Source organism: Rhodococcus sp. DT1, from assembly GCF_049844875.1.
Classification (GTDB): Bacteria; Actinomycetota; Actinomycetes; order Mycobacteriales; family Mycobacteriaceae; genus Rhodococcus.
On record NZ_JBNCLW010000005.1, the window covers coordinates 199,378 to 213,079 of the forward strand.

13 protein-coding genes are annotated in these 13,702 nt (G+C 65.9%); 11 read left to right on the forward strand and 2 right to left on the reverse strand.

Annotated features, from left to right (window positions below; translation table 11 throughout):
* Positions 1–6 precede the first annotated feature (6 nt).
* Both ACLQ3J_RS14305 and ACLQ3J_RS14310 read right to left on the reverse strand, forming a co-directional pair.
* Positions 7–1,122 carry an acyl-CoA dehydrogenase family protein gene (locus ACLQ3J_RS14305; RefSeq protein ID WP_378528456.1) on the reverse strand — a complete coding sequence of 372 codons (1,116 nt, stop codon included), beginning with the start codon at positions 1,120–1,122 and terminating at the stop codon, positions 7–9.
* 16 nt (positions 1,123–1,138) lie between these two features.
* The gene (locus ACLQ3J_RS14310) at positions 1,139–2,323 is read right to left on the reverse strand and encodes an acyl-CoA dehydrogenase family protein (RefSeq protein ID WP_169621368.1); all 1,185 of its coding nucleotides are present in this window, start codon (positions 2,321–2,323) and stop codon (positions 1,139–1,141) included.
* Positions 2,324–2,433: 110 nt separating this feature from the next.
* Between ACLQ3J_RS14310 and ACLQ3J_RS14315 the strand changes: the two genes are divergently transcribed.
* The 11 genes from ACLQ3J_RS14315 to ACLQ3J_RS14365 all read left to right on the forward strand — a co-directional run bounded on the left by ACLQ3J_RS14315 (position 2,434) and on the right by ACLQ3J_RS14365 (position 13,570).
* Positions 2,434–2,619 carry a ferredoxin gene (locus tag ACLQ3J_RS14315; RefSeq protein WP_169621367.1) on the forward strand — a complete coding sequence of 62 codons (186 nt, stop codon included), beginning with the start codon at positions 2,434–2,436 and terminating at the stop codon, positions 2,617–2,619.
* Between the two features lie 130 nt (positions 2,620–2,749).
* Positions 2,750–3,655 (forward strand): 3-oxoacyl-ACP reductase, encoded by a 906-nt coding sequence (locus ACLQ3J_RS14320; RefSeq protein WP_425903685.1) that lies wholly within the window; start codon positions 2,750–2,752, stop codon positions 3,653–3,655.
* A 427-nt stretch (positions 3,656–4,082) separates the two neighbouring features.
* The gene (locus tag ACLQ3J_RS14325; RefSeq protein ID WP_169621365.1) at positions 4,083–4,847 is read left to right on the forward strand and encodes an MlaE family ABC transporter permease; all 765 of its coding nucleotides are present in this window, start codon (positions 4,083–4,085) and stop codon (positions 4,845–4,847) included.
* A gap of 19 nt (positions 4,848–4,866) precedes the next feature.
* Entirely contained in the window at positions 4,867–5,715 is an 849-nt protein-coding gene (locus tag ACLQ3J_RS14330; protein ID WP_169621364.1) for an MlaE family ABC transporter permease, read from the forward strand.
* A gap of 10 nt (positions 5,716–5,725) precedes the next feature.
* Positions 5,726–6,904 (forward strand): MCE family protein, encoded by a 1,179-nt coding sequence (locus tag ACLQ3J_RS14335; RefSeq protein WP_169651996.1) that lies wholly within the window; start codon positions 5,726–5,728, stop codon positions 6,902–6,904.
* A 2-nt stretch (positions 6,905–6,906) separates the two neighbouring features.
* Positions 6,907–7,926 (forward strand): MCE family protein, encoded by a 1,020-nt coding sequence (locus ACLQ3J_RS14340; protein WP_169621362.1) that lies wholly within the window; start codon positions 6,907–6,909, stop codon positions 7,924–7,926.
* Complete coding sequence (locus ACLQ3J_RS14345) at positions 7,923–8,981, forward strand: MCE family protein (RefSeq protein ID WP_169651995.1); 1,059 nt, start codon at positions 7,923–7,925, stop codon at positions 8,979–8,981. Before ACLQ3J_RS14340 ends, ACLQ3J_RS14345 begins: the two co-directional genes overlap by 4 nt.
* The gene (locus ACLQ3J_RS14350; protein WP_425903687.1) at positions 8,978–10,327 is read left to right on the forward strand and encodes an MCE family protein; all 1,350 of its coding nucleotides are present in this window, start codon (positions 8,978–8,980) and stop codon (positions 10,325–10,327) included. Before ACLQ3J_RS14345 ends, ACLQ3J_RS14350 begins: the two co-directional genes overlap by 4 nt.
* The gene (locus ACLQ3J_RS14355) at positions 10,324–11,541 is read left to right on the forward strand and encodes an MCE family protein (RefSeq protein ID WP_169621359.1); all 1,218 of its coding nucleotides are present in this window, start codon (positions 10,324–10,326) and stop codon (positions 11,539–11,541) included. The genes ACLQ3J_RS14350 and ACLQ3J_RS14355 overlap by 4 nt, the downstream gene beginning before the upstream one ends.
* Positions 11,538–12,953 (forward strand): MCE family protein, encoded by a 1,416-nt coding sequence (locus ACLQ3J_RS14360; RefSeq protein ID WP_169621358.1) that lies wholly within the window; start codon positions 11,538–11,540, stop codon positions 12,951–12,953. The genes ACLQ3J_RS14355 and ACLQ3J_RS14360 overlap by 4 nt, the downstream gene beginning before the upstream one ends.
* Positions 12,953–13,570 carry a hypothetical protein gene (locus ACLQ3J_RS14365; RefSeq protein ID WP_206036971.1) on the forward strand — a complete coding sequence of 206 codons (618 nt, stop codon included), beginning with the start codon at positions 12,953–12,955 and terminating at the stop codon, positions 13,568–13,570. The genes ACLQ3J_RS14360 and ACLQ3J_RS14365 overlap by 1 nt, the downstream gene beginning before the upstream one ends.
* Positions 13,571–13,702 lie beyond the last annotated feature (132 nt).

Sequence of the window (13,702 nt, forward strand, 5' to 3'; positions counted from 1 at the left end):
GTCCGGTCAGGCGGGGGTGTCGGCGAGTACCCGGCCGAGCGCACGAAGTTGCGCGGTGGCCGAACCGAGGAGGAACTCGTGCTGTTTGGCAGCGAGGAAGTATCGGTGGACGGGATGGTCCTCGTCGAGGCCGACGCCGCCGTGCACGTGGATCGCGGTATGTGCCACGCGGTGTCCCGCATCGGCCGCCCAGAATGCGGCACTGCGGAGTTCCTCGGCGTGCGGTTCGCCGGAGGCCATCCGGTGGGCGGCCTGCCACAAGGTCAGGCGTACCGCCTTGGTGTCGATGTAGGCGTCCGCGAGTCGCTGCGCGACAGCCTGGAAACTGCCGATCGGCCTGTCGAACTGGATGCGTTCGCGGGCGTACTGCGCGGTGAGCTCGAGTGCGCGGTCGAGCACTCCGCACTGGTAGGCGGCCGACCCGAGCAGGGTCCGATCCCGCAGCCGGGCGGCCACGGCTGCGCCGTCCGTGCCGAGCACCCGGCCGGCGTCGAGCTCGACCCCGTCCAGCGTGAGGATGCCTCTGCTGCCGCGGTCGGTCGTTGCCTGGCGGGTGACCCCGGCACCCGGGTCGTCGGACCGCACGAGGAAGACCGCGACGGAGTCCTCCAGCGACGCCGGGACCAGGAATCCGTCGGCGACCGGCGCGGCGTCGACGACCGTCTTGGTGCCGTCGAGCACGTACCCGTCGTCCGCGGCGTGTGCTCGGGTGGTGGGGACCACCGGATCGTCGTCGAGTTCTTCGGACAGTGCGGCGGTGAGGATCGTCCCACCGGCGGCAGCCGGCCTGCCCCACTCCGACACCTGCTGCGGCGTACCGAATTCACCGATGACGGAGGCACACACCGCGATCGACGTCAGATACGGGACGGCGGCAACCCCGCGGCCGAGTTCGAGCAGGATGCTTGCCTGCTCGAGCGGCCCGTACCCGTCACCGCCCACCGACTCGGGCAATGCCGCGCCGAGGATTCCGGACGAGGCGAGGAGGTCCCACAAGGTCCGGTCGATCCGGTCGTCGAGCGAGTCGAGCACGCGCAGATGGTCGTTGGTGACGATGTCGGTGACGATGCTGCGGGTCAGGCTCGACAGGTCCTGTTGAGCCTCGGTGAGGGTGAAGTCCACGGTGGAGGATCCTTCGTTAGCGCTTGGCGGGAGGCTGGCCGAGGGCGGCCATCGCGATGATGTCGCGCTGGACCTCGTTGGTGCCTCCGCCGAAGGTGAGAATGAGGGAACTGCGGTGCATACGTTCGATCCGTCCGCGCAGCAGCGCGCCCGGAGAGTTCTGACGGATCGTCGACGCGGGTCCCAGGATCTCCATGAGCACACGGTAGGCCTCGGTGGCGAATTCGGTACCGAACACCTTGTTCGCCGACGCCGGCCCGGGCCCGAGCGGCGTCTTGCCGGAACTCGACGCGATATCCCAGTTCATCAACTGGAGGTATTCCGCACGGGCGTGCACCCGCGCCAGACCGACCTGCACCCATTCCTGGTCCACGACGCGGCGTCCGTCGGGCAGCCTCGTCTGCTGCGCCCAGCGGCGCACCTCGCCGAGCGCGGTGAGCACCGGTCCGGCGGACGTGAGCGCGACACGCTCGTGGTTGAGCTGATTGGTGATCAGGGACCATCCGGCGTTCTCCTCGCCCACCAGAGCGGACGCAGGGACACGGACGTTCTCGAAATAGGTGGCGCTCGTGTCCGGACCGGCCATGGTGTGGACCGGGGTATACGAGAACCCCTCCGCGTCGGTGGGCACGATGAGAACGCTGATGCCCTTGTGTTTCTTCGCATCCGGGTCGGTTCGCACCGCAAGCCACACGTAGTCGGCGTACGCGATCAGGCTCGTCCACATCTTCTGGCCGTTGATCACCCACTCGTCGCCGTCGCGCACGGCCGTGGTGCGCAACGACGCGAGATCCGTTCCGGCTTCGGGCTCGGAGTAACCGATGGAGAAGTGCAGTTCGCCCGCGGAGATGCGCGGGAGGAAATACTCCTTCTGCTCCGCGGTGCCGTAATGCATGATCGTCGGCGCCACCGAATCGATGGTGAGGAACGGGACCGGTGCGCCTGCGATCGCGGCTTCGTCGGTGAAGATCAGCTGGTCCATCGCGGAGCGGTTCTGGCCGCCGTACTCCTCGGGCCAGCCCAGCGTGAGCCAGCCGTCCTTGCCCATCTGCTGCACGATCTCGCGGTAGACGTTGCCGGCCCCGTACTCGCCGGTCGTCGCGGCGAGGGCCTCACGCCGTTCCGGAGTCATGAGATGGGTGAAATAGTGTCGCAATTCCTCACGTAGCGCTTGTTGCTCGGAGGTATAGCTGATGTCCACGAACGCTCCACTTCGCCGCTGCGGGATTAGCGCGAATCATTGCACAGAAATGGAACGCGTTCTAGCCTGAGGCGGTCGGGTCGGTACGAAAGTGAAACGGGGTTCGGGTCATGGATGTCAAGGTCGACTTCGACCGCTGCGAGGCGAACGGCGTGTGTGTCGGGGTGGCGCCCGAGGTGTTCGATCTCAACGACGACGACGAGTTGCTCGTGAAGCACCCGGTTCCCGAGGGTAGTGAGGCGAACGTTCGTGAGGCAATTGCGCAGTGCCCCAGGGCAGCCCTGTCCGAAGGGTGAGCTGGGACCCCGTCGCGTCTTGTCATAAACAGGAACACGTTCTACATTCTCTGGACTGTCCCGATGTGGTGCCGGGGACGTCCACCGGGGTGTGGCCGTCCGGCCGGCCCGAATCGCAAGGAGTGCGTGGATGAGTTCTGTCGGCAGCGGTGTGTCCCTCGAAGGCAAGGTCGCCGTGGTCACCGGCGCGGGTGCGGGCCTCGGGCGGGCCGAAGCGATCGCGTTGGCTCGCGCCGGCGCGTCGGTGGTTGTCAACGATCTCGTCGCCAACGACTCCGTGGAGGACACTCTCGCGCAGATCCGCGCCATCGGACCCGGTGCGGCATTCGTGCCGGGAAGCGTCGCCGAGCGCGCGACCGCCGATGCGATGGTTCACGCCGCCGAGAAGGAGTTCGGTGGAATGGACATTGTGGTCAACAATGCGGGCATCACGCGTGACCGGATGCTGCCGAACATGTCCGACGACGAGTGGGACTCGGTCGTCGCGGTTCACCTGCGCGGCCACTTCCTGTTGTGCCGCAACGCCGCCGCGTTCTGGCGGGGCAAGTCCAAGGAGGTCGGCGGGCCCGTCTACGGGCGCATCGTGAACACGTCGTCGGAGGCGGGGCTGCTCGGACCGGAGGGGCAGGCGAACTACGGTGCCGCGAAAGCCGGCATCACGGCCTTGACGGTGTCGGCCGCGCGGGGGCTGGCGCGCTACGGCGTGCGAGCAAACGCGATCTGCCCCCGTGCCCGCACGGCGATGACCGAATCGGTCTTCGGCGCCCCGCCGGACGGCGAGGTCGATCCACTCTCGCCCGACCATGTGGCGAATCTGGTTGCCTACCTGGCCTCGCCCGCCGCAGACCACATCAGCGGACAGGTCTTCATCGTGTACGGGCCGATGGTCGCGCTCATGGCCGCGCCGGTCGTGGAGCAACGGTTCGACGCGGACGTGCAGTGGACACCGGAAGCCCTCGCGGCCGAACTGGGGGGTTACTTCGCGGACCGTGATCCGGCTGCGACGTTCTCCGCCTCCGATGCACTGAAGCTGTGAACGCTTCCGACTCGCCCGAGCCGGAACTCTCTGCAACCCTGCGTGACACGTATCCTGGGCGAAGGGTACGTATCACGCCGACCGGCCGGTTCCGAGTCGGCAGTGCGCCGCGCGTCGGCGGCAAGGGACACCTGTTCTAGTTTTATCTCCGTTCAATTTCAATATTCAACTGTGTTGAATCGTCTTCCGGGGTTGGGGCGAGCGGGAGAGTAGTGCCGAATCCACGGAAAAATGGCTGATCAATGCGCCTTATGTCCGTATTAGCGAGAGTGGGGACGCGGAGAGTGCGGCCGCGGAAAAAACGGATGAATTGTCTACAGGATGTTTCTTTGACACGTGAACACGTTCTAGTTACTATGACGCGGGTCACAGCAGATTTCTGCGCACGGTCGGATTTCGGTCGGGCCGGCGAACGAAAGGGGAGACGGTGGTAGATCTCCTCGAGGTTCCACTGCGCGCCGTCGGCGGCCTCTTCGCAATGACCGGCGACACCGCGAGGGCGGTGTTCACCAGGCCCTTCCAGAGACGTGAATTCGTCGACCAGGCGTGGTTCGTCGCGCGGGTGTCTCTCGTGCCGACCGTTCTCGTGGCCATTCCCTTCACCGTCCTGGTGAGCTTCACCCTGAACATCCTGCTCCGCGAGATCGGTGCGGCGGACCTCAGCGGTGCCGGGGCCGCGCTCGGAGCCGTCACGCAGGTCGGGCCGATGGTCACGGTGCTGATCGTGGCCGGTGCCGGAGCCACCGCGATCTGTGCGGATCTCGCAGCCCGCACCATCCGCGAGGAGATCGATGCGATGCGGGTGCTCGGCATCAACCCGATCCATCGGCTCGTGGTCCCGCGCGTACTCGCGTCCACCGTCGTCGCGCTGCTGCTCAACGGGCTCGTCTGCACGATCGGCATCCTCGGTGGCTTCGTGTTCTCCGTCTTCCTCCAGGACGTGAACCCCGGAGCCTTCATCAACGGCATCACGCTTCTCACCGGCTTCGGTGAACTCATGATCTCCCAGGTCAAGGCAGGATTGTTCGGCATGATCGCAGGCCTCGTCGCCTCCTACCTCGGACTCAACGTCAAAGGTGGCCCCAAGAGCGTCGGGGACGCCGTCAATCAGACGGTCGTCTTCGCGTTCATGGCCCTGTTCGTCGTCAACCTCCTCGTCACCGCCGTCGGCATCAAGCTGACGGCCGGATGAGAAACGCGGAGGACACACCATGGCAGTGATCTCCGGGCGATTCCCGAGGGCCGTGCGACGGTTCTCCCGCGCCTCGACGTCGATCGACCGTCTGGGCGAGCAGGCCCTGTTCTACGGCAAGGCGCTCGCGACGATCCCTCGCGCGCTCCGGCAGTACCCGAAGGAAACCCTCCGGCTCGTCGCCGAAATCAGCATGGGGACAGGTGCCCTGGCCGTGATCGGCGGCACCGTCGTCATCGTCGGATTCCTCACCCTGTTCACCGGCGGCATCATCGCGGTGCAGGGGTTCAGTTCCCTCGGCAACATCGGCGTCGAAGCACTCACAGGGTTCTTCGCGGCGTTCATCAACGTCCGCATCGCGGCACCCACCATCGCCGGGATCGGCCTGGCCGCCACCATCGGCGCGGGCTCCACGGCGCAACTCGGTGCGATGCGCGTCTCCGAGGAGATCGACGCACTCGAGACCATGGCCATCCCGTCGATCCCGTACCTCGTCTCCACCCGGGTCCTGGCGGGAATGATCGCCATCATCCCGCTGTACTCGCTCGCGGTGATCGCGTCGTTCGTCGCCAGCCGATTCGCGACCGTCGTCATCTACGGCCAGTCGGCCGGCGTCTACGACCACTACTTCACGACGTTTCTCATACCCACCGACATACTCTGGTCGTTCGTCCAAGCGATCGTGATGGCGATCGCCGTCATGCTCATCCACACCTACTACGGGTTCACCGCCGGCGGCGGACCCGTCGGTGTCGGCGTGGCCGTCGGCAACGCGGTGCGCGCGTCGCTCGTCGCAGTCGTCACCGTCACCCTCCTCATCTCTCTCGCCGTGTACGGCGCGACCGGCAACTTCAACTTGTCGGGATAGGGCGCGGCACATGGACACTCCCTCGTGGAAGAAAAAGCTCGCGGCGTTCGTGCTGGTGGGTGGGCTCGCCGTGATCGTCTTCGTGGCACTGACGATGTTTGCCGCCGGATTCACCTCCACCACGCCCGTCACCGTCACCGCGCAGCGATCGGGCCTGGTGATGGAACCCGACGCGAAGGTCAAACTGCGCGGCGTCGAGGTCGGCAGGGTCTCGTCCATCGAGCACACCCCGGACGGTGCCGTGCTGCGGCTCGCGATGCAGCCCGGACAGATGCACCTCATTCCGTCCGACACGCGCGTGTCGATCGAGTCGACCACCGTGTTCGGTGCCAAGTTCGTCAACCTCGTGGTCCCGGAGGATCCGTCACGGGTACCGCTGCAAGAGGGCGCGGTGATTGCGGCCGACAGTGTGACGGTCGAGTTCAATACGGTCTTCGAGCATCTGTCCGAGGTGCTGACGCAGGTGCAGCCTGAGAAGCTCAACGCCACGCTCGGTGCGCTCTCGGAGGCGCTCAACGGTCGCGGCGATGCGCTCGGGGCCACCCTCGCGGACGCGGACGCCTACCTGGCCGAGATGAACCCCTCGCTCCCGCAGTTGCAATACGACCTGGGAGCTGCTGCCGACGTCGCCAATCTCTATGCGGACACCGTGCCGGATCTGATGACCACGATCGGCAACGCCACCGAGGTCGGTAACACGATCGTCGACGAACAGTCGCAACTCGACCTGTTGCTCATGAATCTCACCGGTCTGGCCGATACCGGTCGTAACGTTCTGGGGGAGAACGAGAACCAAGTGGTCACCGCACTCGACAGCTTGTCGTACACCACCGGGCTCCTCGGCGAGTACTCGCCCGAACTCACGTGCTTCATCATCGGTCTCAACGATGCTCGCATCGCCTTCGAACCGATGGCCGGAACGGGTGAATATGCCGCGCTCACGCTGAGCACGAGCTTCATGGGTGGTGCCACGCCGTACAACGCGGCCCAGGACCTGCCCGTCGTCGGGGCCTCCGGCGGCCCGAACTGCTGGGGCATGCCGGACTACGATCCGCGACGCGACGGGAACGCGAAGTTCGTGGTGACCGATACCGGGACCACGCCGTACAAACCGGCCACGGAGGCATGGGTGCGTTACCCGACGATCTTCCAGTACCTGTTCGGTGACCAACTCGCGGCAGGGCAGTGACGATGCGGCCCACCACGATCAAGTTCCTGATCTTCACGCTCACGATGGTGCTCGTGTTCGCCGGCCTCGCAGTGGTGTTCAGCCAGGCCCGGTTCACCGGAAAAGAGACCTACCACGCGGCCTTCACCGACGTCTCCGGACTGAAATCCGGCGACAAGGTGCGTATCGCCGGTGTCCAGGTGGGGTCGGTCGACGGGGTCGACATCGGGGACGGCAACCACGCGGAAATCGAATTCGGCGTCGATTCCAAGTACACGCTCTTCACCGGCACTCGCGCGACCGTCCGCTACGAGAACCTGGTGGGAGACCGGTATCTGGAACTGCTCGAGGGAGCCGGCAGCGTCGACGTTCTCCAGCCGGGCGGAAGCATCCCGATCGAGCAGACCGAACCTGCTCTCGACCTCGACCTGCTGCTGGGAGGGTTCAAGCCACTGCTGCAAGGGCTCGATTCCCAGCAGGTCAACGACCTGTCCGGCGCGTTGCTGCAAGTGTTCCAGGGGCAGGGCCAGACGCTGGTCTCCTTGCTGGGCAACACGAATTCGTTCACCAATTCACTCGCGGATCGCGACCGGTTGATCGGCGACGTGATCGACAATCTGAACGGTGTTCTCGGCACCATCGACGACCACGATCGCGAGTTCGCCGAGACCATCGACCAATTGAGTGCCCTCGCCGGTGGGCTGGCCGCAGACCGCGACCCGATCGGCGCCGCGATCCCGGAGATCGCCGGGGGCACTGCGGATCTGGCAGCGCTGCTGCAGAACAACCGACCCGACCTGCAGTCCGTGATCGCCGAAACCAATCGGTCCATGACACAACTCGATCTGGGTGAGGACGACATCAACCGCACACTCGAACGTCTCCCGTCGGATTACAAGAAACTCATCCGGGTGGGCGCCTACGGCAACTTCTTCCAGTTCTTCCTCTGCGCCAACACCTTCAAGTTCTCCGGACCCGACGGCACCACCGTCAGGTACACGACGGCGAACCACGACACGGGAAGGTGTGCGAAGGTCGAATGAGTGCACCGCGCGAACGCAGTCATCTCCAGATCGGCATCGTCGGTTTGGGTGTGTCCGCCGCCATCGTCCTCGCCGGGTTGCAGTACGACCAGCTCCAGTTCCTCTCGGGCGGGCTGAGCTATTCGGCTCGATTCGAGGACGCGGGTGGACTCGTCGCCGGAGACGAGGTGATGCTCTCCGGTGTCACGGTCGGCGACGTGACCGACGTGAAGCTCGACGGCCAGACCGTACTCGTGAACTTCACGATCCAGGACGGCATCGGCCTCGGCGACGGCACCGGCGCCGACATCAAGACCAACACCGTCCTGGGCCGCAAGTCGCTCGCAGTGCGTCCGGGAGGCTCCGGCGTGATGCGTCCGGGCACGATCATCGAGATCGACCGAACCAACTCGCCGTACTCGCTGACCGACGCGCTCGGCGACCTCACGACCACCGTGTCCGAACTCGATACCGGACAGATCAACGAGTCGCTCGATGCCCTGTCGGATTCGCTGCAGGACACTCCGCCGGAGATACGCGGTGCCCTCGAGGGCATGACCCGGTTGTCCCAGTCGATCAACTCGCGGGACGAGTCCCTGCTGCAGTTGCTCGACCGGGCCGAGGACGTGACCGCGATCCTCTCCGAGCGCAGCGATCAGGTCAACGCGCTGATCGTCGACGCCAACGCCTTGTTCGGCGAGCTGAACCTTCGCCGAGACGCCATCACCGAACTCATCGCGAACATTTCCGCGGTCTCGCGCCAGCTCACCGGCCTCGTCCAGGACAACCAGAGCCAGATGGGGCCGACGCTCGAGAAGCTCAACGCGGTCACCGCGAACCTGCAGGCGAACAAGGACAACATCGCTGGGGCGCTCGACGGTCTCGGACCGTACATCAGCGCTCTCGGTGAGTCTGTGGCCAGCGGGCCGTTCTTCAACGCCTACGTGTCGAATATCCTGCCGGCGCCGTGGTGGAAAGCCATCGTGGACAGCCAGGTTGCCCCCGACCTTCTCCCCGAGGATCTCCAGAACGTGATTCCCAAAGAGCCGCCGTCGATCACGAGGGATGGCGAATGAGTACCGACACCATGCCGGTGGACAACCACGAACCGGCGCCTCCGAAGAACTCCCGACTTCCGCGCCGGTTGCTGATCGGTATCGCGGCCGCCGTCGTCCTTGCGCTGGTCGCGGGCTTCGTGTGGTTCGTGCTGCCCGGCCTCGGCAAGCGGACGGTCTATGCCGAATTCGTCTCGACCAGCGGGTTGTACGAAGGTGACGACGTACGCGTGCTGGGTGTGTCGGTCGGGCGCATCACCGATATCGAGCCCGGCGACGACCTGGTTCGGGTGACCATGTCGATCGACGACGCGGTCGACGTGCCGGCCGACGCCGCTGCCGTCGTTATCGCGCAGAGCCTCGTCTCTGCCCGCTTCGTCCAGCTCACCCCCGTCTACTCCGGCGGCGCCGCCCTCGAGGACGGCGCGACGATTCCTCCGCAGCGCACCGCGTCGCCCGTCGAATGGGATCAGATCAAGACCGAACTCATGCGTCTGTCCGAGGCGCTCGGGCCGGAAGAACTCGATCCACAGGGCTCGCTCGGCCGGTTCATCGACACCGCCGCGGAGAACCTCGACGGAAACGGGCAGACCATCCGCTCCACACTGCGAGAGCTGTCCGCGACCATGCATACGCTGTCGGAGGGACGCACCGATCTGTTCTCGACGATCCGGAACCTCCAGACCTTCGTCTCGGTGCTGTCGTCGAGCAACGAGCAGATCGTGCAGTTCGGCGGACGGCTGGCCTCCGTCTCGAATGTGCTCGCACAGAGTTCCGACCAACTCGGGGTCTCGCTCACCGATCTCGGCATCGCGGTCGGCGACGTGCAACGTTTCGTCCAGGACAACCGTGCCGGACTGACCGAGTCGGTCGAGCGCCTCGCCGACGCCACCGAAGTGCTCGCGCGCAAGCGACCGGAGATCGAGCGGATTCTGCACTCGGGCCCGACGTCGCTGGCCAACTTCTACAACATCTACAAGCCGGCACAGGGGTCGCTGACCGGCGCCCTCGCCATCAACAACCTCGCCAACCCTGTGGAGTGGATGTGTGGGTCGGTCGCTGCCGCCGCGAACGCGACATCCGAACGAAGCGAAGAGTTGTGCCGTCAGCAACTCGGTCCGGTCCTGGCCTCGATGAGCGCCAACTACCTGCCGGCACTGGCCAACCCGCTCGCCAGTGTGCAGGCGTTCCCCGGGGACATCGTCTACAGCGAACCATGGCTCGAAGGTGCGTCCGCGGGACGAGGGACCGCACCGCCGCAGGCGGCGCCCGCACCCACGCCGCTCGACGGACTGCTGGGCGGATTACCGAACGTCGCGGTCCCGCAGGACCTGGGAACACTGCTGCAGCCGGGAGGGGGACGATGATCCTGTCGAATGGACGGCGCATCACCGCGGCCGCGGTCGTGCTGGCGGCGACGCTGGCGCTGACGGGCTGTGAATGGGATGGGCTCAACTCTGTTCCCATGCCGGGCACCGCCGGACGCGGTGAAGGCGCCTACCGCGTCGAGATCGAGATGCCCAATGTCACGACGCTGACCCAGAACTCACCGGTCCGCGTCGACGATGTCACCGTCGGGTCGATTGCCGCGATCGAGGTGGACGGATGGCACGCGCTCGTCACGGTGGCGCTCGACAAGGACACCGTGGTGCCCGCCAACGCGACGGCCAAGATCGGCCAGACGAGCCTGCTCGGTTCGCAGCACCTCGAGTTGCTCGCCCCCGTCGACGAACCCGCGCGTGGACGGCTCGCGGACGGCGATCGGATTCCCCTCGAGCGTGCGGGTGTCTATCCGACGACGGAGCAGACGCTCTCGTCGTTGTCGCTGGTACTCAACGGCGGCGGTCTGGCGCAGATCAACGACATCACCACCGAACTCAACGCCGCACTGGTCGGGCGGGAGGATTCCGTCCGCAACCTGCTCCCGCGTCTCGACGAACTCGTGTCCGCGCTCGACACCCAGCGCGGCGATATCGTGTCCGCGCTCGAAGGGATGGACCGGCTCGCGGTCACGGTGAACAACCAGAACGAAACCCTCGTGCGGGCACTGGAGGAACTACCGCCCGCGCTCGAAGTCCTCGTGGACCAGCGGCAGAACCTCACGTCCGCGATGTCCTCGCTCGGTGAGCTGAGCACGGTGGCGAGTCGTGTCGTCGAAAGCTCCAACGACGATCTCAAAGCGAACCTGCAGGGGCTGGCACCGACGTTGCGGGCGCTGGCCGACTCGGGCAGCGCGCTCACCGAAGTCCTCGGCGTACTCCTGACGTACCCCTTCCCTCAGAACGGGATCAACAACGTCATCCGGGGTGATTACGCGAACCTCGCCATGACGATCGACCTCACCCTCGATCGGCTCGACCTGAATTTCCTGACCGGAACCCCACTGGCGGGCCGATTGGCCGGACCGGAGGGAATTCTCGGCAGGGACGCCGGACTCGCCGCCCAGGCCGTCGATCCGTTCCAGGCGCCGCTCGCGCCGCCGCCCGCACAACCCGCCCCGGGACCTGCCGGCACACTCTCGATCCCCGGAATCGGCGAGATCACGATTCCCGGACTTCCCGAGGGGGTGTTCGGACCATGATGCTTTCACGATTCGTTCGTATCCAGCTCTCGATCTTCGCTGTGCTCACCGTGATCGGTCTCGTCGTGATGACGCTGCAGTACGTGCGTCTGCCGGCGCTGCTGGGGGTCGGCCGGTACACGCTCACCGTGGAACTTCCGTCCACCGGCGGCCTGTATCCGCACTCGAACGTGACCTACCGGGGTATCAACGTCGGAACGGTCCAGTCGGTCGCGCTCTCGCCCGCAGGCGTCGACGCGACGCTGTCGATCGGCAGCGACTACAAGATTCCTGCCGATGTGGACGCGGCCGTTCGGAGCGTGTCCGCCATAGGTGAGCAGTATGTCGATCTCGTTCCCCGCGAAGGGGGTTCGAGTGGTGGGTATCTCGCGGACGGCGACGTGGTGCCGGTGGAGCGCGCTACCGTCCCGCAAGAGGTCGGTGCCCTGCTGGACCAGGCGGACGTGTTGCTCGCCAGCATCGGCGACACGCGACTGCAGGCACTCGTGGACGAAGCCTTCGAGGCGTTCAACGGATCCGGTCCCGAATTGCAGGACCTGATCGACTCGACCCGCCTGTTCGTGCAGGAGGCATCGGGGAACAGCGCCGAAACCCGTCGGCTCATCGACGAGGTGGGGCCGCTGCTCGACACTCAGACGGTCACCAGCGACGCCATCCGGTCGTGGACGCGGGACATGGTGACCTTCACCGACCGCTTGCGCGAGAGCGACCCCGATCTGCGGACACTGCTCGAGACCGGTCCGTCGGCCGCGGCCGAAGCCGAAGTGCTGCTGCAGGATCTCCGCCCGACACTTCCGCTCCTGCTCGCGAACCTGGTGAGCGTCGGTGAAGTCGGTGTCATCTACAACTCCGGGATCGAGCAGGTCCTCGTGCTGTATCCGCCGATGACGACCGCGCTGATCACGGCGGCCGGGTCCGGACCGCCGGAGGACGGTGCAGTCGTCGACTTCCATCTCCAGCTTCACGACCCGCCGCCCTGTCTTTCCGGATTCGTCCCGCCGGATCAGTGGCGCAGCCCCGCCGACACCACGATGGTCGACACGCCGGGGGATGTGTTCTGCCAGTTGCCGCAGGACTATCCGAACGCCCAGCGCGGTGCCCGGAACCTGCCGTGCATGGAGTATCCGGGGCGCCGTGCACCGACGCCCGATCAGTGCCGTACCGGCTACACACCGAAATACTCCGACAATCCGTGGCAGGGTCCACCTACGCCGGTAGGGTCCGACAATGTCGTGCCGACGCCTGCGTCATACACCGAAGGCAGCGGTGCTGCGGCACCGGCCGGCGTCACCGCGCGCCGGATCGATCCGCAGACGGGGACGTATATCGGTCCCGACGGCACCGTGTATACCCACGCCCAACTGGGAGACGACCGGAGTTTGGAGACTTTCATGAAGGCACAGCAGGGCTGATGGCGAACGAACACGACAAAGACGGTCCCACCGTCGAGCCCGATACGGTTCCCGACGAGAGCACCACGCCGACGAGTGCGACCGATACCGGGGGCAGCGACACGGCACCGGCTGCCTCCGCGGCACCGGCGGCGCCGACATGGCCCAAACGGGTGGTCGTGGTCGCATCGATTCTGCTGATCGCCGTTGTGGCCGCCGGTGTCTGGCTGATCATCGACCAGCGGTCGGCCGACGAGCGTGACGAGCGACGAGCGGCGTTCGTCCAGGCTGCGCGTCAGACCGTGCTGAACCTGACGACGATCCGCGCCGACTCCGCAGACGCCGACGTGCAGCGGCTGATCGACGGGGCCACCGGCGACTTCAAGGCCGAATTCGAAGGGCGCGAAGGCCCGTTCGTCGAGGTCGTGCAGCAAGCCGGCGTCACGACGATGGGGGAGGTGCTCGAGGCCGGAATCCAGAACGAGGACGGTACGTGCGCGTCGTCGCTCGTCGCGTCGCGTGCGATGGTGAGCAATGCCGACCAGACCGAGCCGGAACCACGCGATTTCCGTCTGCGCGTGACGATCTGTGACGAGAACGGCAGACTGCTGGCGTCGAAGGTGGAGTTCGTGCCGTGAGTGAAGACCGGAAAGACAAGCAGGTGACGTCAGTGAACACGGACAGCCAGGCGGACACGAACAGCCGGACGGATACGGCCGGCGAGACGAACACGACCGGCGAGACGAACACGACCGGCGACACCACATCCG

Coding starts and splice junctions, on each gene's coding strand:
- ACLQ3J_RS14320 (WP_425903685.1), top strand. CDS start 2,750: ATGAGTTCTGTCGGCAGCGGTGTGTCCCTCGAAGGCAAGGTCGCCGTG.
- ACLQ3J_RS14315 (WP_169621367.1), top strand. CDS start 2,434: ATGGATGTCAAGGTCGACTTCGACCGCTGCGAGGCGAACGGCGTGTGT.
- ACLQ3J_RS14350 (WP_425903687.1), top strand. CDS start 8,978: ATGAGTACCGACACCATGCCGGTGGACAACCACGAACCGGCGCCTCCG.
- ACLQ3J_RS14365 (WP_206036971.1), top strand. CDS start 12,953: ATGGCGAACGAACACGACAAAGACGGTCCCACCGTCGAGCCCGATACG.
- ACLQ3J_RS14345 (WP_169651995.1), top strand. CDS start 7,923: ATGAGTGCACCGCGCGAACGCAGTCATCTCCAGATCGGCATCGTCGGT.
- ACLQ3J_RS14330 (WP_169621364.1), top strand. CDS start 4,867: ATGGCAGTGATCTCCGGGCGATTCCCGAGGGCCGTGCGACGGTTCTCC.
- ACLQ3J_RS14355 (WP_169621359.1), top strand. CDS start 10,324: ATGATCCTGTCGAATGGACGGCGCATCACCGCGGCCGCGGTCGTGCTG.
- ACLQ3J_RS14360 (WP_169621358.1), top strand. CDS start 11,538: ATGATGCTTTCACGATTCGTTCGTATCCAGCTCTCGATCTTCGCTGTG.
- ACLQ3J_RS14340 (WP_169621362.1), top strand. CDS start 6,907: ATGCGGCCCACCACGATCAAGTTCCTGATCTTCACGCTCACGATGGTG.
- ACLQ3J_RS14335 (WP_169651996.1), top strand. CDS start 5,726: ATGGACACTCCCTCGTGGAAGAAAAAGCTCGCGGCGTTCGTGCTGGTG.